This is a genomic window from Microbacterium sp. 22179 (assembly GCF_052045715.1).
Lineage (GTDB): Bacteria > Actinomycetota > Actinomycetes > Actinomycetales > Microbacteriaceae > Microbacterium > Microbacterium galbinum.
This window is the reverse complement of sequence record NZ_JBQEPJ010000001.1, coordinates 641997-662001: the sequence shown is the minus strand read 5'-3', so window position 1 is coordinate 662001 and position 20005 is coordinate 641997. Positions and strand designations below refer to the sequence as shown.

General features: G+C 62.8%; 28 protein-coding genes and 2 tRNA genes. 11 read left to right on the top strand and 19 right to left on the bottom strand.

The genetic code is table 11. The features are described 5' to 3' along the window. Positions 1-9: 9 nt before the first annotated feature. Positions 10-681 (bottom strand): hypothetical protein, encoded by a 672-nt coding sequence (locus ACTJKK_RS03215; protein WP_440746977.1) that lies wholly within the window; start codon positions 679-681, stop codon positions 10-12. 49 nt (positions 682-730) lie between these two features. Between ACTJKK_RS03215 and ACTJKK_RS03210 the strand changes: the two genes are divergently transcribed. Further along, positions 731-1618: an acyl-CoA thioesterase gene (locus ACTJKK_RS03210; RefSeq protein WP_247622553.1), complete on the top strand. Its 888-nt coding sequence runs from the start codon at positions 731-733 to the stop codon at positions 1616-1618. A gap of 24 nt (positions 1619-1642) precedes the next feature. Here the strand turns inward: ACTJKK_RS03210 and ACTJKK_RS03205 are convergent, their stop codons facing one another. The 4 genes from ACTJKK_RS03205 to ACTJKK_RS03190 all read right to left on the bottom strand — a co-directional run bounded on the left by ACTJKK_RS03205 (position 1643) and on the right by ACTJKK_RS03190 (position 4895). Continuing rightward, positions 1643-2137: an acyl-CoA thioesterase gene (locus ACTJKK_RS03205; protein ID WP_247622554.1), complete on the bottom strand. Its 495-nt coding sequence runs from the start codon at positions 2135-2137 to the stop codon at positions 1643-1645. 6 nt (positions 2138-2143) lie between these two features. Next, on the bottom strand, positions 2144-3823 hold the full coding sequence (ettA, locus tag ACTJKK_RS03200; protein ID WP_247622555.1) for an energy-dependent translational throttle protein EttA: 1680 nt from the start codon (positions 3821-3823) through the stop codon (positions 2144-2146). A gap of 61 nt (positions 3824-3884) precedes the next feature. Next, positions 3885-4376, bottom strand: coding sequence for a DUF6993 domain-containing protein (locus ACTJKK_RS03195; protein ID WP_440746976.1), 492 nt, complete (start codon positions 4374-4376; stop codon positions 3885-3887). Positions 4377-4448: 72 nt separating this feature from the next. After that, complete coding sequence (locus ACTJKK_RS03190) at positions 4449-4895, bottom strand: single-stranded DNA-binding protein (protein ID WP_440746975.1); 447 nt, start codon at positions 4893-4895, stop codon at positions 4449-4451. Here ACTJKK_RS03190 and ACTJKK_RS03185 point away from each other — a divergent pair. Further along, a complete protein-coding gene (locus ACTJKK_RS03185; protein WP_440746974.1) occupies positions 4894-6468 on the top strand; it encodes a recombinase family protein in 1575 nt (524 codons plus the stop codon). The two genes, ACTJKK_RS03190 and ACTJKK_RS03185, sit on opposite strands and share 2 nt — an antisense overlap. On the opposite strand, the gene ACTJKK_RS03180 is transcribed toward ACTJKK_RS03185, so the two are convergent. Further along, on the bottom strand, positions 6400-6714 hold the full coding sequence (locus ACTJKK_RS03180) for a histone-like nucleoid-structuring protein Lsr2 (RefSeq protein ID WP_440746973.1): 315 nt from the start codon (positions 6712-6714) through the stop codon (positions 6400-6402). The two genes, ACTJKK_RS03185 and ACTJKK_RS03180, sit on opposite strands and share 69 nt — an antisense overlap. A 399-nt stretch (positions 6715-7113) precedes the next feature. On the opposite strand from ACTJKK_RS03180, the gene ACTJKK_RS03175 reads away from it, so the two are divergent. After that, entirely contained in the window at positions 7114-7317 is a 204-nt protein-coding gene (locus ACTJKK_RS03175) for a hypothetical protein (RefSeq protein ID WP_440746972.1), read from the top strand. Between the two features lie 3 nt (positions 7318-7320). Here the strand turns inward: ACTJKK_RS03175 and ACTJKK_RS03170 are convergent, their stop codons facing one another. From ACTJKK_RS03170 to ACTJKK_RS03145, 6 genes are all read right to left on the bottom strand, one after another. Further along, positions 7321-7974, bottom strand: coding sequence for a recombinase family protein (locus ACTJKK_RS03170; RefSeq protein ID WP_440746971.1), 654 nt, complete (start codon positions 7972-7974; stop codon positions 7321-7323). A gap of 39 nt (positions 7975-8013) precedes the next feature. Beyond that, on the bottom strand, positions 8014-8160 hold the full coding sequence (locus tag ACTJKK_RS03165; protein WP_440746970.1) for a hypothetical protein: 147 nt from the start codon (positions 8158-8160) through the stop codon (positions 8014-8016). 143 nt (positions 8161-8303) lie between these two features. Beyond that, positions 8304-8525, bottom strand: coding sequence for a hypothetical protein (locus ACTJKK_RS03160; RefSeq protein ID WP_440746969.1), 222 nt, complete (start codon positions 8523-8525; stop codon positions 8304-8306). A 135-nt stretch (positions 8526-8660) separates the two neighbouring features. Beyond that, positions 8661-9077 carry a hypothetical protein gene (locus ACTJKK_RS03155; protein ID WP_440746968.1) on the bottom strand — a complete coding sequence of 139 codons (417 nt, stop codon included), beginning with the start codon at positions 9075-9077 and terminating at the stop codon, positions 8661-8663. Next, positions 9070-9423 (bottom strand): hypothetical protein, encoded by a 354-nt coding sequence (locus ACTJKK_RS03150; protein WP_440746967.1) that lies wholly within the window; start codon positions 9421-9423, stop codon positions 9070-9072. Before ACTJKK_RS03150 ends, ACTJKK_RS03155 begins: the two co-directional genes overlap by 8 nt. 458 nt (positions 9424-9881) lie before the next feature. Continuing rightward, complete coding sequence (locus tag ACTJKK_RS03145; RefSeq protein ID WP_440746966.1) at positions 9882-10574, bottom strand: hypothetical protein; 693 nt, start codon at positions 10572-10574, stop codon at positions 9882-9884. A gap of 955 nt (positions 10575-11529) precedes the next feature. Here ACTJKK_RS03145 and ACTJKK_RS03140 point away from each other — a divergent pair. Beyond that, positions 11530-12780, top strand: coding sequence for a hypothetical protein (locus ACTJKK_RS03140; RefSeq protein WP_440746965.1), 1251 nt, complete (start codon positions 11530-11532; stop codon positions 12778-12780). Between the two features lie 11 nt (positions 12781-12791). Here the strand turns inward: ACTJKK_RS03140 and ACTJKK_RS03135 are convergent, their stop codons facing one another. From ACTJKK_RS03135 to ACTJKK_RS03110, 6 genes are all read right to left on the bottom strand, one after another. Next, a complete protein-coding gene (locus ACTJKK_RS03135; RefSeq protein ID WP_440746964.1) occupies positions 12792-13253 on the bottom strand; it encodes a hypothetical protein in 462 nt (153 codons plus the stop codon). Further along, positions 13250-13699, bottom strand: a complete 450-nt coding sequence (locus tag ACTJKK_RS03130) for a helix-turn-helix domain-containing protein (protein WP_440746963.1) — start codon at positions 13697-13699, stop codon at positions 13250-13252. Before ACTJKK_RS03130 ends, ACTJKK_RS03135 begins: the two co-directional genes overlap by 4 nt. A gap of 37 nt (positions 13700-13736) precedes the next feature. Next, positions 13737-14108: a hypothetical protein gene (locus ACTJKK_RS03125; RefSeq protein WP_440746962.1), complete on the bottom strand. Its 372-nt coding sequence runs from the start codon at positions 14106-14108 to the stop codon at positions 13737-13739. A 211-nt stretch (positions 14109-14319) separates the two neighbouring features. Next, a complete protein-coding gene (locus tag ACTJKK_RS03120; protein ID WP_440746961.1) occupies positions 14320-15177 on the bottom strand; it encodes a hypothetical protein in 858 nt (285 codons plus the stop codon). A 111-nt stretch (positions 15178-15288) separates the two neighbouring features. Continuing rightward, a complete protein-coding gene (locus ACTJKK_RS03115; RefSeq protein WP_440746960.1) occupies positions 15289-16557 on the bottom strand; it encodes a hypothetical protein in 1269 nt (422 codons plus the stop codon). 54 nt (positions 16558-16611) lie between these two features. Beyond that, positions 16612-16785 (bottom strand): single-stranded DNA-binding protein, encoded by a 174-nt coding sequence (locus ACTJKK_RS03110; RefSeq protein ID WP_440746959.1) that lies wholly within the window; start codon positions 16783-16785, stop codon positions 16612-16614. Positions 16786-16976: 191 nt separating this feature from the next. Here ACTJKK_RS03110 and ACTJKK_RS03105 point away from each other — a divergent pair, with 191 nt between their 5' ends. Continuing rightward, positions 16977-17249 carry a hypothetical protein gene (locus tag ACTJKK_RS03105; RefSeq protein WP_247622558.1) on the top strand — a complete coding sequence of 91 codons (273 nt, stop codon included), beginning with the start codon at positions 16977-16979 and terminating at the stop codon, positions 17247-17249. A gap of 16 nt (positions 17250-17265) precedes the next feature. Here the strand turns inward: ACTJKK_RS03105 and ACTJKK_RS03100 are convergent. Then, positions 17266-17337: transfer RNA gene (locus ACTJKK_RS03100), tRNA-Arg, on the bottom strand. A gap of 60 nt (positions 17338-17397) precedes the next feature. On the opposite strand from ACTJKK_RS03100, the gene orn reads away from it, so the two are divergent. The 6 genes from orn (at position 17398) to ACTJKK_RS03070 (ending at position 20000) form a co-directional block, all read left to right on the top strand. Continuing rightward, on the top strand, positions 17398-18024 hold the full coding sequence (gene orn, locus ACTJKK_RS03095) for an oligoribonuclease (protein ID WP_440746958.1): 627 nt from the start codon (positions 17398-17400) through the stop codon (positions 18022-18024). 36 nt (positions 18025-18060) lie between these two features. Then, positions 18061-18136, top strand: a tRNA-His gene (locus ACTJKK_RS03090). 79 nt (positions 18137-18215) lie between these two features. Next, positions 18216-18848, top strand: a complete 633-nt coding sequence (locus ACTJKK_RS03085) for a LysE family transporter (protein ID WP_440746957.1) — start codon at positions 18216-18218, stop codon at positions 18846-18848. 29 nt (positions 18849-18877) lie between these two features. Further along, positions 18878-19225 (top strand): metallopeptidase family protein, encoded by a 348-nt coding sequence (locus tag ACTJKK_RS03080; protein ID WP_440746956.1) that lies wholly within the window; start codon positions 18878-18880, stop codon positions 19223-19225. Further along, positions 19222-19518, top strand: a complete 297-nt coding sequence (gene clpS / locus ACTJKK_RS03075; protein WP_247956104.1) for an ATP-dependent Clp protease adapter ClpS — start codon at positions 19222-19224, stop codon at positions 19516-19518. Before ACTJKK_RS03080 ends, clpS begins: the two co-directional genes overlap by 4 nt. Next, positions 19515-20000: a DUF2017 family protein gene (locus ACTJKK_RS03070; protein WP_440746955.1), complete on the top strand. Its 486-nt coding sequence runs from the start codon at positions 19515-19517 to the stop codon at positions 19998-20000. Before clpS ends, ACTJKK_RS03070 begins: the two co-directional genes overlap by 4 nt. Positions 20001-20005 lie beyond the last annotated feature (5 nt).

Genomic DNA, 20005 nt, shown 5'->3' with positions numbered 1-20005 from the left:
AGCCGGCGGCTAGATCGGGCCCTGGAGTCCCGTATCCCGCACGGCGGTGAGTCCGGTCGCAACGGGACCGCGCGCGAGCACATGCCCGCGACGGAATGCGAGGCGCGACCATCGCCCCGAGCGCGTCACCGGCACCTGCTCCTCACCCGAGATGAATCCCAGCGCGTCGGCCGCGAAGGCGATCCCGCGCGGCAGGCCCGCCAGGTCCTCGTCCGGCTCGCCCCAGATGGCCGCACGCAACGCGCGGACGGCTTCCTCTCCGGCGCCGGGAGTCGCACCGCGCGCGACGGCGGAGATCCCCCACTGGGCACGATTCGCGATGACGGATGCCGGAAGCTCGGCGATCTGCTCCCATCCGCTTCGCGGCGGCGCGACACCCGCCCACGCCGGGGAGAGACCCGTCTCGGGCAGTGCGAGTCGAACGTCGTCGTCACCGGCCGTGAGTCGGTCCACCACGATGTCGCACTGCAGCTCGGGATCGGCATGGACGATGCGCATCGCCAGCACGGTGGGGGTCTGGTCGAACAGGCCCTGCGGAGCGAGCGCCGCGGTGGTCAGGGCGAGAACTCCGTTCGCCGCCTGCAGACGCACCCCCTCGTCGGTGATCCGCGCCGCCCGTCCCAGGAAGGTGAGGACGTCTTTCGCGGTCTCGCGGTCGGCGAGCAGGAGGTCGTGGGGCACGGGTTCTAAACTATCAACGGAGCGGTGGTCCGGCCGCAGAGAGGGAGATATGAGCGCGGAGAGCCACGCCGTCCGCACCGTCGAGCAGTTGCTCGAGGTGCTCGATCTCGATTCGACGCAGGCGCGTACGACGGAGGACATCTTCACCGGCGCGTCGCACCCGATGCCCACCGGCCGTATCTACGGCGGCCAGGTGCTCGCACAGAGCCTCATCGCCGCCGAGCGCACGCTCCCCGAGGACCGACCGGTGCATTCGATGCACGGCTACTTCCTGCGCCCGGGCGATTCCGCGCAGGGGATAACGATCGCGGTCGATCGCATCCACGACGGGCGGTCGTTCTCCACCCGTCGGTCGCAGGCGTACCAGAACGGGGTGCCGATCTTCTCGATGATCGCCTCGTTCCAGGATGAGGATCCCGGCGTCGAGCATGCCGAGCCGCTACCCGAGGGAATCCCCGATCCGGAGACACTCGCCCCGGATGAGGCGACGGTCGAGGGTCTACCCGGCGGGACGGTGCGGATGCTGACCGACCGCGCTGCCGACATCCGTCACGTCGGCCACCCGCTCTACCTGCCGAGCCGTGATGAGCGGGCACCCCGTCAGGCGGTGTGGATGCGGATGCGCGCACCGCTTCCCGACGATCCGCGCCTGCACCGCGCGGCTCTCGCGTACCTCAGCGACATGACGATCCAGGAGTCGATCCTGCGGGCGCACGGCGTCTACTGGGCGCTTCCCGGGCTGAAGGTGGCGAGCCTCGACCACGCGATGTGGTGGCATCGTCCGGCGCGGGTCGACGAGTGGTTGCTCTACGTGCAGGAGTCGCCGAACGCCCGCGGGGGTCGCGGACTCGCGACGGGACGCATCTACACGCGTGACGGAGCTCTGGTCGCGAGCGTCGCGCAGGAGATCATGATCCGCGTGCCCGAAGGGGCCTGAGCCCCGATCCAGGGCTCGACCCGCTCAGCGGTGCGCGTACTCGATCGACGCGCCGACGTAGGGTTCCCACGCCTCGCGCATCTCTCCGGTGAGGCGGGTCGGCCGCCCGGTGCGGGCATCGACGAGCACGATGATCGCGGTCGAGCGGGCGTAGATGGTGCGCGGCTCGGACGCGGGGTCGTTGTGCACCTCGTAGCAGACCTCGACGCTCGATCCGCCGAGCTTGCCGAACCACATCTGCACCTCGAGCGGCCGGCGCTGGTACGGCACCGGCGCGAGGTACTCGATCTCCTGGCGGGCGATGAGCGTGAGCACGCCCTCGTCGATCCCCGAATCGAGCACAGCGGTCGAGGGGGCTTCCTCCCCCGGTCCCGCACGCCAGAACGCCCGCACGCGCGCCTCTTCGAGGAGCTTGAGCATGGAGGTGTTGTTAACGTGGTTGAATGCGTCCAGATCTCCCCACCGCAGGTGGATGGGAATGTGCAGACGAGGACCTGCCGCTGTGCTCGAATCGGACATCGGTGCTCAGTCGCGCGTGAGCTTGCGGTGCGTCGACCGGTGCGGCTTCGCCGCGTCCGGCCCGAGGCGCTCGATCTTGTTCTCCTCGTAGGCCTCGAAGTTACCCTCGAACCAGTACCACTGGTCGGGCTTCTCGTCGGTGCCTTCGTACGCCAGGATGTGCGTGGCGATGCGGTCGAGGAACCACCGGTCGTGCGTGATGACCACGGCGCAGCCGGGGAACTCGAGCAGCGCGTTCTCGAGCGAGCTCAGCGTCTCGACGTCGAGATCGTTGGTGGGCTCGTCGAGGAGCAGCAGGTTGCCGCCCTCCTTGAGCGTGAGGGCGAGGTTCAGACGGTTGCGCTCACCACCGGAGAGCACACCGGCCTTCTTCTGCTGGTCCGGCCCCTTGAACCCGAACTTCGACACGTAGGCGCGCGACGGGATCTCGGTCTTGCCGACGGTGATGAAGTCGAGTCCGTCGGAGACGACCTCCCACAGCGTCTTGTCGGGGTCGATGTTCGCGCGAGACTGGTCCACGTAGCTGATCTTGACCGTCTCACCGATCTTCAGAGTGCCGCCGTCGAGCGGCTCCAGGCCCACGATCGTCTTGAACAGCGTGGTCTTTCCAACGCCGTTCGGGCCGATCACGCCGACGATGCCGTTGGGCGGCAGGTTGAAGCTGAGTCCATCGATGAGAGAGCGACCGTCGAAGCCCTTCTGCAGGTTCTTCGCGTCGATGACGATGCTGCCGAGTCGAGGACCGGCGGGGATCGTGATCTCCTCGAAGTCGAGCTTGCGGGTGCGCTCCGCCTCGGATGCCATCTCCTCGTAGCGGGCGAGACGCGCCTTCGACTTGGTCTGACGCCCCTTCGCGCTGGAGCGGACCCACTCGAGCTCCTCCTTGAGGCGCTTCGCGAGCTTGGCGTCCTTCTTGCCCTGGATCTCGAGGCGCTCGCCCTTCTTCTCGAGGTAGGTCGAGTAGTTGCCCTCGTAGCCGATCAGGCGACCACGGTCGACCTCTGCGATCCACTCGGCGACGTGGTCGAGGAAGTACCGGTCGTGGGTGATCGCGATGACCGCGCCCTTGTACGCCTGCAGGTGCTGCTCGAGCCAGAGCACGCTCTCGGCATCGAGGTGGTTGGTGGGCTCGTCGAGCAGCAGCAGATCCGGCTTCTGCAGCAGCAGCTTGGCGAGAGCCACGCGGCGCTTCTCACCACCGGAGAGTGGAGCGATCGCCGCATCGGCCGGCGGGGTGCGGAGCGCATCCATCGCCTGGTCGAGCTGGGAGTCGAGGTCCCATCCGTCGGCTGCGTCGATCTCCTCCTGCAGGGTGCCCATCTCGGCGAGCAGAGCGTCGAAGTCGGCGTCGGGATCGGCCATCAGCGCCGAGATCTCGTTGAAACGGTCGACCTTCGCCTTGATGGCGATGCCGTCTTGGATGTTCTCGATCACCGTCTTCGATTCGTCGAGCTCCGGCTCCTGCATCAGGATGCCGACGCTGAACCCCGGCGAGAGCTTCGCCTCGCCGTTGGAGGGCGTGTCGAGGCCGGCCATGATCTTGAGGATCGTCGACTTACCGGCACCGTTCGGGCCGACCATGCCGATCTTCGCTCCGGGGAGGAAGGCCATCGTGACGTCATCGAGGATGAGCTTCTCGCCCACCGCCTTGCGCGCACGGACCATCGAGTAGATGTACTCTGCCACCGGGAATCGCTCCTTCTGTCGGCGTCTGATCGACACTCCAGCCTACCGGCTGGAGTGCGGGTCACCAGTCGATCGCGCGCGTGGTGCCGATGAGGCATCGTCCCTCGGCGAGTTGCGGCATCACCTGCGTCACCAGCTGGCCCGTCGACGGACCGACCTGGCCGATGAGGCACTCGGTGTCGCCCCAACGCACCGAGAACTGCAGACTCTCGGCCGCGTTCCCCACGGTCGACTGGTCGTTGGTGACCTGCATCGCCGCTTTGTCGAAGCCGACGCCCACCAGTGCGTCGATGTACGCTCGCCCCTCGCCGCGCTGCTCTGATTCCCACACGCCCTGCGCGGTCTGAGTGAAGATCGGGAGGTTGTCCTCGGCGGAGCCGTCGGGCACGAAGGCGACCTCCACGGGGGCGTCGGTCGTCGAGGGCGACGGAGCCGAAGACGTGGGCGCGGGCTCGGGGCCGCCTACGCAGCCCGCGAGCACGAGGACAGCGGCCGCAGCGACGGACGCACCGACGACCGCGCGTATGACGGGGAGGACCGATCGTCGAAGCACGCCCCGAGTCTACGGGGACGTGCCGACGATCGCCGTCACACGACACGGCGGGCGTCGCGGCCTCTCGCGGGCTCAGTAGAGTGCCGTCGCCGTCGCTTCCTCGTCCACCGCGGGGGTGTCCGTCTCGGCCCATGCCGTGTCGAGCGCGAGCGGCGCGGACTCCTCGTCGCCGCGAGTGTCTCCGTGCGTGTCGTTCGCCGCGGCCGGCGCCTCACTGGTCGGCGTCGTGCGGCTCGAACGGAGGTAGGCCGTCGTCCCCCACCGGAGGTCGTGCCCGATCGCATCCGCGTCGATGTCGACGCTCGTGCCGCTCTTGCCGTTGCTCTCCCAGTTGCGGATCCGCAGACGCCCGGTGACGATCACACTGTCGCCGGAGCGCAGCGAGGCCTTCGCATGCTCGCCGAGCTGCCGATACGCGGCGACGGAGTACCAGTTCGTTCCGGCGAATCCCCAAAATAGCCTGTCCTCGATCTTGGATCGCGCCCGAGTCGAGCGTATCCATAGGGCAGGAGGACACATGAAACTCAGAATCGGCATCTACACGCGCATCTCTCGCGACCGGGAGGGGACCGAGATCGGCGTGCAGAATCAGAAGCGAGCTTGCGAAGAGATTGCAGCGGGCCTGGGCGGGGTGGTAGTACGTCTTTACAGCGATAACGATGCGGGCGCGAGCAAACACTCGAAAGCCAAGCGACCCCAGTTCGCGCAGATGATGAAAGATGCTGAAGCCGGGAAGCTCGATGTCATCGTGGCCTATTCAATGAGCCGCCTCACTCGACGGGCCACTGAGTGGGTACATCTCATCGAGGTTGCAGAGCGCCGGGGCCTCCGATACGTGTTCAAGGTCTCGCCCACATTCGATCTCCAGACAGCCGACGGTAGAGCCACTGCATTGACCATTGCTGCTTGGGACGCCGCAGAAGCTGAGCGCACCGGAGAGCGAATCCGGTTTGCTCGTCAGTCTGCGTTGAATCAGGGGGTCGACATGCGCGGCGTCAGACCGTTCGGCTACGAACCGGGTTGCGCAGAGCTTCGCGAGGCGGAAGCTGCAGCTCTTCGATGGGCGTATGACGCTGTGATTGCTGGACAGACACTCGTGTCCATCGCTCGCGAGTTCACGAAACGGGGCCTGACCCGTGATCGAGCCGCTGACAACTCATGGAGGCCTCAGACAATTCGGTCCATGCTTCTGCGCGAACGCAACAGGGGTCACCTTGTCATCAAAGGGGTGCTCTACAGCACAGACCTGCTTCCTATCGTGGACAACGAGACGTGGGAGGCCGCAAAGGCTATCCTTGACGATCCCTCACGGAGGCCTCGCAGAGGTCGTCAGCCAGTCGTACAGAGTTTGACTGGGCTGATTCGGTGCGGGGTGTGCGGGAACTACCTCCGCCTTGCATCAAGCCGTGGGCGCGCCTATCTGAAGTGTGCACCGGATGGGAGACCGGTAGCCTCCCAAGACAAGCGCCACCCAACCATGCTTCTCACTTCTGCATCAGAGACGGTAGCCGAGATGGTCCTCCAGAGACTCGTGGCGCTCGTAGTGACGGAGAGTGACTTCCACACCGCCGCACCGATGAAAGAGATTCAACTGGAGCTCGCGGAACTTCGCCGTCAGAGCGACCTCGCCCAGGAGATGATCTTCGAACCTGGAGCGAACGTCCCAACCCTCAAAGCGAAGATCGCATCGCTCGGGCTGGAGATCGACCGGCTCCGGATCGAATTCGATCAAGCCGTGTCAGCAGACATCGGCGGAGCGGCGATGTCTGCTGCCCTTAGATTCGTGGAGGTCGAGCAGGGGTCGGCGATTGCGTGGTCTTCGCACTGGGAATCGCTCGCAGTTGACGACCGTCGGGCGCTGACCAAGGCACTCTTGCCGAACTCTCGACTCAATTTGGCGAATGCTGAGCGTCGCATCGTTGCCGACAACATACCCGCACTCGCGGACCACTCCCCCGGTGACATTGCGTCCGCGTTTGCTCAGCGCTGGTTGTCATACCAAGTAGCAAAGATCGCCCGAGATTCACGGGTGCGCAGCAGCGTAGGCGGCTTGAACGCTGTGTGCAATCCGGCCACCACTCGACACCTTTAGTCCCACTTGTGCGGCCCAAGCCCTTACCTCTGCCGGGGTCGGCGGTCTAGGCGCTTCACGCGGGTTCACATACTCGACCGGCCTCGCGGCCTCGACGTACCTCGCGATCGCTTCGAAGAACTCGGCGGCGTGATCCGTGCTCAAGTCGATTTCGTACGCGCGGCCTCGGAACGCGAACGCGACCGTATGGTGCGCTTCTGACCCGTCGAGGTCATCGATGAGAACATCGCGCTGCTCGGTAGCCATGTGCTGATGCTAGTCATCCGCGAGCGTGATCGCGTTGCCCCAAATCCATGCCCGGAAAGTCTGGCCTTCCACTCTGAACTCGATGCCGACAGCGGAGGGGGTCGAGCGAGCGACCTTGGCATCAACTAACAGGGGGTGCTCCCCGAACCGCACCCACGCTTGCACACGTCTTTGCGCGCCGGGGGGATACACGGTCACGGGAGCGTTGCGCACGTCTAACTCCCGGTCTGTAAGACTCTGTAGGCGTCCACGCTTCGATGCCGCGATCACGGACTCGCGGTAAGCCCTGGCGTCGTTCGCCGCCTTGACTCTCTCGCCTGCTCCCACTTCGTCAGGCTACTCGCGTTCGAACAAAGATTCGAACTAGCTTTCGGTGGGGTCGGGAGATAGCTTCAGTTCATGAGCATCGACTTCGGCACCAATGCGCGGCACGATCAGACCGTAACCATTCGTACGGTGGATGGGGAGTGGGCGAAGGTCATCGTCCGCACGTGGGGAGATGCGGGAATATGGGCGGTGGCTTATGACAGCCTTCGCTGGTACCCGTGGACTTCGATCCTGTTCGTCCAGCTAGACGACGATGCGGACGGCGAGAACAGCTAACGCTCAGAGAGCCTTCGCTGTCTCACTCGTGACGATGGCGCGCACCGTCGAGGCGTACCACTTCCCACCCTTCGCGGTAGGCACGCCCTCAGCGTTGAGCGTGCGGGCAATGGCGTTCATGCTCTCACCGCCGCTGTGCATCGTCAGGACGCGCCGATACGTGGCCAGAAACTCGGCGGCTACTTCTCGCCCGAACGTGACGCCCTCAGCCTTCCGCTGAGCCATCCCCTCGCGAGTGCGTACTGAGATCAGGCGGCGCTCATACTGTGCCGCCGACGCCAGGACGTTGGCCACGAACTCGCCGGAAGGGTCGGAGAGATCGAGATTGGGCGAGAGGAGCACGATGCCCCATTGCTTGCGGCGTGCCCTCTCAATGAGCGAGGCGAAGTCTGCAACGGAGCGAGAGACGCGATCCAGACGGACGGAGAGCAGGAACTGAGCCTCGCCATGGTCAAGGCGCTCTAGAGCCTCAGTCAGCCTGTCGCGGCCTTTGATGGTCTTGGCGCTCTTGCCTTCCTCGCGCACGATCTCGACATCCCAGCCGCGTCGGTCAGCTTCCTCACGCAGTGTGCTCTCTTGGGCATCGAGCGATGCGCCCTCCTCCACCTGCATGAGGGAGGAGACGCGAACGTACGCGAGTGCGAGGGGCTTGCTCATGAGTCGAGCATACATAAAAGGTTCCTCTTATGTATAACCCTAGTTGTCGAGCAACCCCTTGAGCGTGTCCAAGGCACCGGAGAGATACGCGCGCTGATCGGCGGATGCGTCGAGATTGCCCGATTCGATTTCTCCGAGCACTGCGGCGAGCGTGTCGGCAGAGCGCCGGATGCTCTCAGTGTCCATGTCCCGATTCTCGCAGGTTAGGTATGAGACAGCCCTCCCGGCGGACCTTGACGAAGTAAAGCCGGGAGGGCTGTGGAGGGTGTTACCCGGCCTGACACGGGTAACGGGTCTGCGCGGCCCCTACGAAGAGCGCGCAGAGATTCTTAGTTCTTAAGAATGTCCCCGAGTAGCCCGGCGAGCCGTTCGACTTCCGGATTCTGAGACGGCTCGGATGTGAGGCGGCGGACTTCAGGGTTGTTCGGGTCGAGGGCCTTGGCGATGTCTGCCTGACTCCACTCGAAGAAACTCTTCTTCTCCTCAGCGGCGGCACGTTCGGCATCGGTGTTGGACGCGATCACTGCGCGAAGGTAACTGTCATCGTTCATTGTCGTCTCCTAGAGCGGCGAGCACTTCAAGCGCCCACACCAAAATCTCAATCTCGTGCTCGGATGCCGATAGCTTCCCGCTGTAGACATCCCCCACTACTGCGAGTAGTTGGCTCAGAGCGTCGTCTGTAAGTGTCATCGGCCCGGAATGTGCTGAGGCCCCTGGGCGACCGGATGCAACGCGGAGCCATACTTGCGCTCGACTTCGGCCAGGGCGGCGGCACGCTCTTTCGGGTGGCTGATGAGCTGGGCCTCTTCGCGAGCGCGGGTGCCCTGGCGGTACTGGTAGCCCTCATCGTCTGATCCGAAAGCCATGTCGGACGGAGCGGGGCCAGTACCGAACTTCTGCATTCCCCAGCGCTTTACCTGTTCGTCGGGCGTCATATCGAGCCACGAACGGCCCAGACGGTCCTTCGAGAGTTCGTACTCAGCCTCAGTCACTGTGAAGTTCTCGCCTCGGGACAGCACCTTGCCCGCGCGAGCATCCCCGGCCTCGGAGAATTGCGCGAGGGTCAGGCCAGTGGCGCGGCAATGAAAAATGCGATCAGTCATGGTCGGTCGTACCAATCTGGCGACGGAGCGCCGCCTTGAGTTCGCGGAGGGCGGGACGCTCCGCCATCGTCTTCAGGAGGCCACGCATGGCCTCAGGATCACGCTTTGTGTGCTCGACGAGCGCGGCTACGAGTTCGGCAGTCTCTTCGAAGACTCTTTCCGCGTGAGTGTCATCGATGCCCAGGTGCCGGATCAGCACGCTCAGGGCTTCGGACTCGACCTTGATCGCCCGCGCTCGTGCGACAGGTGTAGAGGTTCGTGACTTGCGGCGGAGGTCTCGCGCGTCGTCCGCGATCTGTACGGCACGCACAATCACGTCGGTAGCGCTTGGCTCATCGTCTGCCAACTTCGCGAGGTCACTTTTTCGAGAAATTGCGTACCTGGAGAGAGCGCTTACGCTAAGGCCCGTCCACGTGCGAATTGATTCGTAAGTTTCGCCTGAGTCGAGGGCGGTATCGATACGTGCACGCGCGCTATGATTCTCTACGGTTGACGGTCTACCGATCTGCGACATAAGCTGCACTTCCCTTGAAACTTGCGGAATCCGTGGACTTTTGCTCGGCTCGGGTACACCGCCACGGATTCCCCCGATTTTGAAGATGAGGCCCCAGTAGGTTGAAGGAGACCTTTTTGCTCTCATCTCTAGTTACTACTATCGCTCAATCCGTCCCTCAGCTATCGGGAAATCTCGAAATCTTTTGAGAAACTTCTGCGGTCATTTGCGGGCCTGAATTTGAGTGAGGTATCCCTGCATCGGAGAGAGGGATTCAGGCGCTCAAAAACGCGCGTGCGGTTTCTGAGGGGCTACAAAGCGTCCTCATCGAGTACTTCTCCCGTGCTCATGTCGAAGACTGAATCAAAGTGCTTACGCATGGCATAAACGGTCGGTCGGGAAACGCCCAAGTGCCTAGCCGCTGCGGTCGGGGTCATGTCGTACGTGTCGAGGTACTGCTCCAGGTCCCACTTCCGCCCAGCCTGCCCGCCCTTGCGTGCCTTCGCGATCATCCGGGGATACCAAGTCTCATCCCAGGTATCTTCTACATAATCGACGGCACCGCTCACGATGTGTTCGAGCTGATCCCAGTTCAGCGAACCCTTCCTGTCCGCATTGCCGGTCGCAATCTCGTAGTCAGCGGCAAACTGAATCACTTCGGTGTGTTCGGCGTACTTCCCATCCATGGCCCACTCATCGAGATGATTGCTCAAATCGTCCCAGGTAGGTATTTTCTTCTCCACGTGTACCCGGTGATTCTTCCACTTCAAGCCTTCCTGGACCAGGAGCGTGTAGAGCACTCTCGACATGTATGCCCTATTCCTTTCCTTGTGCTCTCGGGCAGGTACCTTCGAGTTCGTGTGTAGCCGGAAGCTCTTCTTCCTATGTACTCTCACGGGGTGAGAGTAAGTTGCTTTACACTCTGTACCCCTAAGTTCCTTTACATTCGATGGGACTGCTCGGGTATCATCTTCCTGAGCAAAAAAATCGTGTACAATTGGCATTACAAATTCTCCATCCGACCCCCGCTGAGCTTCCCGGCAACGCGGGGGTCATTTCATCTTTACGCGTTACTGGGGAGATTCTCCAGAGCGCATATTTTCTAGTTTCTTCTGCCGCATTTTCTCGCGTGCCTTCGCGTTGGCAATGGCCTTCGATGCCTTACACGAATCACACCGACACGGTGGGCGGTTTTTTGTGCCGTTGTACCGGTGGGCTGTGCCGTGCTTTGGCTCGGGTCGGCTTTGGCGTTCGCGTCTCACCGGAGTTTTCTTCGCCTCTGGGATTACCGGAGGGGAGACAACGGGAGCTTGTTGCTTCTCGCTTCCGTGATGTCTCACAGGTGCATTGAGTGGTCGGTGCTCGGACTTTTCCGGGGCGGTCTTCGTCGGCGCGACGTAACGTACGCTCACGGGGCGGTGCTCCGGGAATCTAACGCCTTCCGCCATCGTGTAGCGCCTCCTGGAAGGCTCTGTGCGCTCCTCTGGCGGCCTTTGGGGGTTCCGCGCGGCCCACACCCTACGTGAGGCAAGTTCGGCCTTCAGATCGGCTTCTGTTTTTTCGCGTACTGTGCGACGTTCATGTCGCGCGTCGAGCACGATGAGAGCGCGGTCTGCGTCTGTCGGGGCGGTGCCGACGAGCGCGGCGAGGTAGCGGCGGCGAGCCTCGGGGAGTGCGTCGAGTTCGCGGATGGCGGCGAGGGCTTCAGGGGTTCTCATTCCTCTACCTATCGCTCGAAAGCCGGATGCCTATTTGGGGTGACGGTGCGCCACCGGTGTATGCCGCGAGATTCCCGAGCACTTGCGCCTACCCACGCAATACACCGGGTTTAGTGAGGCCGTAGATGCCTAAGGGCGAAATCCGCCGGGCGCTCGCACTAGTCTGAGCGGGTCGACCGAATCGCCCTGTGGAGATCGAATGCCGCCTGCCTGCCCGTGCCAAGACGCACACCGCCGACTTATGGACGTCCATGAGGACATCCATCGTGCGAGCGAATCGTACTTCGACGCCGAGGAGTTTCGCCGATTCCTCAACTCCGCTATACAGAATTCCCGCGGAGTGAGCTTCCTACTCCAGAAGCGCAAGTCTCGATGGAGCAACTTCGATGAGTGGTACTCCAAGTGGCAGGACGAAGCGCGCGCGAACGAGGTCATGCGCTGGGGCGTTCAATCGAGAAATCGCATCGTCAAGGAGGAGGATCTCCACACGCTAAGCGTCGCGGAGGTCACGTATTACGGGCCGCGCCTTCGCGAGGGCGAGGACGTGGTCAACGTCCCACCGTCGTTCACCGTCGACGACATGATCAACGTCTACCGAGATCTGATCGCTCGCGATCGCCCCGCCGGTCCTGGCACCATCCGCGTCTCCCGAAAGTGGTTCGACGATCAACTCCCACAGCATGAGTTGATTGCCGCCCTCCGCGAGCTTTACGCGGGGGTCGCACATCTGATTCGCGTTGCTCACGAGCAATCCGGGGTTGAAGTGTGCGAACTTGGCGGGTTTCGACGTCCGTGCGTCGACGCCAGCACAAGCGACTCCCCTCGATGCTTTCCACTCGCCCCGCCATCGGCAAGCATCGATGTCACGACTGGAGAGATCCATGACGTGGCCTACGGAATCATCGAGATGGACGAAGCCTCCGCGCAGCGCTCTCGGGAACGGTACGGGGACCCCATCGCCTTCAATAACGGAGTGATCGATGATGTGCCCGCACGCATGGCGGTGTCCAAGATCTTCCTTGAGAAAGACGACTATGCCGGATCTGTCCTGCTGTTCTATCGAGGCAACGAGGTTGTTCGAGGTATACCGCTCCGGATTCCCGCCAACCAACCGAGGGAGTTGATGTTCCAGCATGCCGTCGAAATGCTTGGGGCAATGGCCTTCGACGGAGTCATGTTCGCCTCTGAGATGTGGATCACGAGGCTAGATCCACGTACCGGTAAGCCGAAGAAGCGTTGGGCTAACGACTTGCCGGAGCATAACGATTTCTACGATAAGGACCCCGTAGGGGGCCGCGACGAAGCCCTCGTCGTCTACGGGCTGTCGAAGGATGGGCGTGCGCGCACGATAGCCGAGCTGTACAGGAAGACGTCGACTGGATACGAGTACCGAAGTTTCATCGACAGCGACGATCCCAAAGACCTGCCTCAGATGCTAACGGGGCCGGTTTCGCGCGCCTGGGCAACATCCAAGGACTCCGCGTCTAAGTAGTTGGCTTTCCCTCAGGTTGTTTCGACCGAGCGAGGTTCGGCGAAGTCCGCCTCGCCTGGAACCTCGACGTTGTCCTCATCTTCGTCAGATGGTGCAAAGGCTCGAAGGTCGACCTGCGGCGACGTTTTAGGGAGCGGCACTTCAGCGTCTACCGTCATCAAAAGCGGTCCAAGGTGGCTTCGAGCGAAGTCGTACAGCGTTTCCAATGCTTCGCTGGAGCCAAGCTCATCTTCCCAATGCGCGTCAGTTGCGGATCCCGCGTTCTTGAGAATGCCGGAAACGGTGATGTCGGCCCATCCGCCGACGCCTCCGGCGTGAATCGTGGCTAGAAGGGGCCAAGCATCTCCCAGCTCCGTCGCCACTGCTGTAGTGCTGTATGTCACGGACCAATCGACATGCAGTTCTACGTCATCGGCGCGCGACGCCCGGAGCCGGAACACCTGCAGGTTTACAACTGACAACGTCGTGTTCATCGTGCTGCGAGTGCCTTGCGAGCAACTTCTAGTGGGTCGATCGTCGAGCTATCCCCGGACGAGTCATAGTGCCTAGTCACAAAGCTTCGGTGCGCCGCCGTCATCTCTGTAAAGGCCGAGCGCACCCGAGTCCATTCGCTCCTCGCTGGCGTCACTCGGTAGGTGACAACGACTTCTGCAGCCAATGAAAAGAGTCGAAGCTCAGTGAGTGTGAGGTCGGTACGGCCATGGATGATGTCGTCGACATCCGCCGGTGAGATGCCCAGTCGTTCTGCAACGACGCCAGACGAGATACCCGCCTCAGAGTTCGCCACAGCAAGGGCCACAAATAGCTGCTCTTGAGATCGCAGGTTGCACGACGCGGTCCATTCGCCGATGTCGCGGGCATCGCCGTGGGCTGCTGGCGCTTCGTACTCCCAATGAGCTTCTAACTCGTTGTGAGTCATGCGTCCACCTCCAGGTATCCCACTCTAGCCGCCTTGGTCATGCCGCCCGCCATGCATCCGCTCGGCGGAACGACTCGTGGATGGCGTTGTTCTGTTCGTCCTTGCCGGACTGAGCGTCCCCCTTAGTATCCAGGTGCAGCGCCCAGAGGGCGCTGGGGTCACCTTCGGGTTCGCCGAAGTACAACCTGAGATGACGTTGAGTGCGATTGAATGCGGGCCGCGTGGTTTCGAGGAGCGGTCGGAGTTCAAGTAGCGTGTCTCGGATCACGTGAGCCTCGCCCCGCACTTCCGCGACATACACCATTCCCGTCCTGCCCTTTTTGAGCAGGTCGGTCAGCTTCGCCTTGTAATCCTGGTGCTCGGCCCACGTCAACTCAGGATCGAGCCGGTTGTCCCAGAGCGCGTCCATCTCTGGGCGAACTTCCACGTGCCAGTGCCAAACATTATCGGGTCGTCCGTCATGGAAGATTCGGGCGTGGCTACACCGCGCCCCTACGGGGACAGCGGGTCGGTAGACAAGGCAGGTGATCGGCGCCACTCGCTGAGCATATTGGATTCCAGGCGCGCACAGGTCAAGGACTACAGAGTGCCAACGAAGTTGTCATCGTCACCGGAGCGAGTCAGGGCTTGTGTCGAACGACAACGTCCGCGGAGAACCAACCAACTAGTGTGGCGGCGAGTTGAACGTGCCCGGTCGCTTGAGCCAGGGAATAGCCATGTCCGGAGTGCCGATGCTGCTCCGCGAAAGCGAGAGTTTCGAGCATCCCAATCAAGACCGCCAGATGGTCGGGATGGCCATCATCGCGCCGCGCGAACGCAAGCCCCCATCCTTGTTGCTGCCGGAGTGCGCCGACAATCTTGGACAGCTGGGGTTTCTTATCCTTCGGGATCACCTGGCCTCCAGCCGCAGCCTCGACCGCTTGAATGCCCTCTCGCAGGATCTTGCTGGCATCGGGTTCGAGGCCTTGCATCTCTTGCCACGCGTTGACCAGATGACGACCGGCGGTGACGTTGGCACTCTGTACTGCCATCTGCGCCGCCTCTTCGACTCCTTCCGGCATTCGTCGCGCAAGCCTGTAGTGACGGTCCTCCCCCACGATCGCTACCGCCGAGCCGCTACGCTCCATTTGCAGATTCAGCATCGCTACGCTCTCGGGCATGGACCCGTATGGCGGCTCCGGCTCGAAGGTTGACAGCAGAAGGTCGACAACACGAAGAGTGAACTTTTCTCCACGAGATGTGATTGCTGCCGCAAGTTCGTCCTGGCTTGGATGGGCCTGGTTCAGGCGGGTTCGGAGGGAGGTTTCGATAAAATGCACCAGGGGCGGATTTACTTCGCCGTACTGTGTCGCTTGGAGGAACACGCTTCGGAGCCACCCGAAGATCGGTTCCTCCAAGCTCTCCGGAATCTGCTCACGGATGACGTAGAGATCTGCGATCTCTGCATCGGATGCGTCCCACGGTTCCCACGGTTTCACGTCTTGGAGCCTATTCGATGCCGCCGACGATGCGAACGAGGACTTTCCATGCCGGTGATCGGATTGGCCTCGGCGTAGGGCAATCGAGCGCGGGCGCAGAGTTCTGAAGCCTCACCACTTCCTGCCGACGATGCTCAATGGGTCCGTCTGTATGACCTGCCATGTTCCTCGCGGATCACCCTCAACCCGCGTGTGCTTGTCTCCGTCGACATACAACCACCGCAGCTCCGATTCGTGGAGTACGCCGTCGACAGTCAGCCCGACAGTCACATGGGCAAGGCCGGGACCTCGAACATCGACGCCCAAGACCTGGAAGCTCTCGAGTGGAGTTGCCGCAAAGCGTGAGCGAACCTCACCGATGAAGGCATTCTTCGACTTCGGCTTAGTGAACTCGTACAAAAATGGAGCAAGTTGGCCATAGTTTCTCGCGATCCACGCATCCAACATTGACGCTGCCGCCACAACGACCGGCTCCGACATAACCTTTTCAAGGCCGTCAGCCACGACGCTCCTCGTACGAGGCTTCCATGCAGCCATCTTCTTGCGGTCGGCGGCAATGTCCGCCATCTTCGCTAGGGACTCGCGAAAGGTCGGCTCGGGTTCGATGGGTTTCTTCGCCTGCTCGATGGCTTGCGCCCAGTCGATCAGAGAGAACAGGCGATTCCAGGCCTTCGAAGCGACAACGACGTTGTTGAAGTTCGTGAGGTTGCCGTGCATGATCCCGTTCCGATACAACTCATAGACAGGTTCGGCACTGGTCTTGTTGAAGCTCTTCGTGAACGACTTCTGTGTTGCCGCCAGGCCCTGGTGATGTGCGGTCACCGAGTTCCAGGCGACGAGTTCCTCACCGTCACGAGTGTGTAAGCCCCGCCGCTGGCTGCCGACGTCGTTGACGAAACCGTCCATGACCGCCAGAAGCACAAGTACCACCGCGTAGTAGCGCCCTTCAAGGTGGTCTCGGAAGGCAGCATCCAACATCTGCGATCTCGGGCGCATCTCGCGGACATTCTTGGCGCGCATCAGCGCGTACTTCATCCGCTGTTCGTCTTGGTACTGCGCAATAAGCGATTCCTCGACGGTCTCGGGATCCCCTGCGCTGACCGCGGTAGCCATGGAATCCAGGTGTAGTGAACCGTGGAACACCCAATGCCGATCCCCAATGATTCGATAGAAAGATTCGACGGTGCCGACGATGCGTTGGTGCTCCCGCTCGATTTTCTTGAAATCGGCCCGTAGCGATGGCTTCAGGGCAAGAAGAGCACGCATCCCGGCCATCTGCTCCCGCATGTGCTTGAAATCAGGGATGTCGTACGCGCTTGGGTAACCAGTGCTGGGCGGTGGATCGACCTCTCCACGGCCCGGTTTTGACTGTCGCGGCATGTGTGCGACCTCCTCAGAATCGAGTCTGCCGTACCCCACTTCCCCTCGCATCGCTCACGACAGGACATATCTGCGCTTGACACCGGAATCGACCCAGGCCTGGGCCGACTGATCGAATCGGCGATGGGTGCTCGCGAGACGGAAGTTCGTCACGGCGACGCCTCCGCCCGTCTGCGCCTGGTTGGGTTCGGTCGCCACCTTGCCGACGATCGTCACGGTATCCATCATCTCGTTCTCCTTCGCTCCCGAGTCTTCCGCTCGGCTCGCTCCAGACTGCGGCAGGCAGCTGGCCCTGCGGGACACGGATCACGCGGTTGGTGGACGAACGGGAATCCCCGGTCAGCGTGCAGGAAGAGTGCCCCCGGCCATCGATCCGAATGTCGGTGGTCGGTCATACGTTCGAGGTGAGAGGAGAACTCATGAACGACACACTGATCGCACCCACCACCGCACAGCCCTGGACGACGCCCCGCATCGCCTCGACGCGTGAACACCTGATCCGCGCCGCCGATCAGTTGTGGCGTGTGCAGGACAACGCGTCCGGTCGAGTCCTCGGCCACCTTCGCGTCGCCACCGATCCGCTCGGTCTGCGCTATCGCGCCGAGCGTCTCCACCTCGAGACCGGCGCGTTCCGACTGATCGGCGAGTTCTGGCGGGTCGACGACGCGGTATCCGCGCTGCGATACTCGTGAACCGATGACGCAGTCGTGCCCCCGGCAGGATTCGAACCTGCGACCGGCGGATTAGAAGGCCGCTGCTCTTCCGCTGAGCTACGGAGGCGAATAGCACTACCGTACCGTGCTCGCGCTCCGATGTCGGAGCCGTCGATAGTATGACGGCATGGTATCTGCGTCGGAGAACGATCGTCTCGTATGGATCGACTGTGAGATGACGGGGCTCGATCTCTCGATCGACGAACTCGTCGAGATCGCCGTCGTCATCACGGACTTCGAACTCCAACCCGTCGATCCCGGATTCCAGATCGTGATCCGCCCGAGCGCCGCCTCGCTCGAGAACATGAACGACTTCGTCACCAAGATGCACGAGAAGTCGGGCCTGATCGAGGAGATCCCGCTCGGGGTGACGCTCGAGGAGGCTGAGGCGCAGACGCTCGCATATATCCGTCGCTTCGTCCCCGTCGAGCGCAAGGCTCCCCTCGCCGGCAACACGATCGGCACCGATCGCATGTTCCTCGCGAAGTACATGCCGAAGATCGACCAGTGGCTGCACTACCGCAACGTCGATGTGTCCAGCATCAAGGAGCTGTCGCGCCGGTGGTACCCGCGAGTCTTCTTCCAGGCCCCGTCAAAAGACGGCGGACACCGCGCGCTCGCAGACATCCTCGAGTCCATCCGTGAGCTCCGCTACTACCGGGAGGCGGTGTTCGTCGACGAGCCCGGCCCCACGAGCGACGACGCGAAGACCATCGCTCAGCGCACCGTGTCGGAGTTCACCCCAAACATGTAATAGACTCGTCTGGTTGCCTGCTCCGGTAGGCACATGGTGGGTATAGCTCAGCTGGTAGAGCGCTGGCTTGTGGTGCCGGATGTCGCGGGTTCGAGTCCCGTTACTCACCCCATACGAAAGGCCCGAGTCCCTGGACTCGGGCCTTTCGCTTTGAGGTCTTTCACCCCGAAACGCGCCCCTAGACTGACGAGGTGTCACTCGCGGTCTGGTTCTCGCTTCTGACGGCATCCGTGGTGATCAGCTTCACCCCGGGCGCCGGCGCCATCAATACGATGTCGAACGCTCTCTCCCAGGGCTGGCGTCGATCGATCTGGGGCATCATCGGGCAGCAGCTCGCCCTCGTCGTGCACGTGGTCGTGGTGGCGGCGGGAGTCGGGCTGCTGGTCTCGCGGTCCGAACTGCTTTTCAACGGCATCCGTTACGCGGGTGCCGCCTACCTCGTCTACCTCGGCCTGCGGCTGATCCTCGCGAAGCCCACGGCTCCCGTCGCCGACGACGCACTCGACCTGGTCGATGCGCACGAGGGCCACTGGTCCATGATCCGTCGGGGTTTCTGGGTCAACCTGCTCAACCCCAAGGCGATCGTGTTCTTCCTCGCCTTCATCCCCCAGTTCATCCGCCTCGACGAACCCCAACTGCCTCAATACCTGATCCTCCTGGCCACGGTCGTCGTCGTGGACGTCATCGTGATGTGGGGCTTCTTCGCCGCAGCCGCCCGGCCGTTCCGACGCTTCACGCGCACGGCGAAGGGCCAGCGCACCCTCAACACCGTCTTCGGCATCCTCTTCATCGCGGTCGCCGGGCTCCTCGTCTTCCTGCACTGATCCTGCTCGGGACCCCTAGGCTGAAGACGATGGAAATGGATGCCACGACCTTCGAGACCCTCGTCGTCGACGAGCTCGATCGGCTGCCCGACGACATGGTCGACGGACTCGACAACGTCGTGTTCGTCGTCGAGGACCGCCCGGAGGACGGCAGCCTCGACCTCCTCGGCCTGTACGACGGGCTCGCCCTGACCGAGCGCACCCAGTACGGGATGGGCGAGCTCCCCGACCGGATCGTCGTCTACCGCGAACCCCACCTCGCCGTGTGCGAGGACGAGGAGGAACTCCGCGACGAGCTCCACACCACGCTCGTGCACGAGATCGCGCATTTCTACGGCCTCGACGACGCCCAGCTCCACGATCTGGGGTGGGCATGAGCACGCCTGCGGTGGTCCCGGACGTCGTGGAGGACATTGATCTCCGCGCCGCGCCGCTCGAGCCCTGGCAGGTCGTCGTCTGGAACGATCCGGTCAACCTCATGAGCTACGTCGTACGGGTGTTCCGCACGTACTTCGGCTACTCGATCGATCGCGCGACGTCGCTGATGCTCGCCGTGCACCACGACGGGCACGCGATCGTCGCCACGGGGCCCCGCGAGACCATGGAGGTCCATGCTCAGGCCATGCACGAGTACGGCCTCTGGGCGACCGTGCGGAAGGCCCCGCAGTGAGCGCCGCTACCGTCGAGATCACCCTCGTCACCCTCGAGGGCGTGCGACTGGACGAAGTCGTCGACGAGTACACGACGTTGCTGTCGTCCGCGGATGCGAACGACGAGGCCCTCGATCGTCTCGCACCGAACCCCTATCCCGACGATGAGCACGCGTCACGCGATTTCGCCGAGGCCACCCGAGACGATCTGCTCGAGCGCCGCCTCGCCGATGCCGACGTGGTCCGCCGCGCACTCGCCCCGTTCCGATCCTTCCGCGCGTCGATGACCGACGACGACATGCTCCGCGCCCACACCCTCGAGGTCCCGCGCGGCGAGGTCGATGCGTGGTTGCGCACTCTGAACGCGATCCGCCTGGTCCTCGCCACCGGCCTCGGGATCATCGAGGACGACGACCACGATCCCGAGGATCCGCGTTTCGGGATCTACGACTGGATCGGGTACCGCCTCGAGCTCCTCATCGATGCGGAGATGGGCGACTGACACGC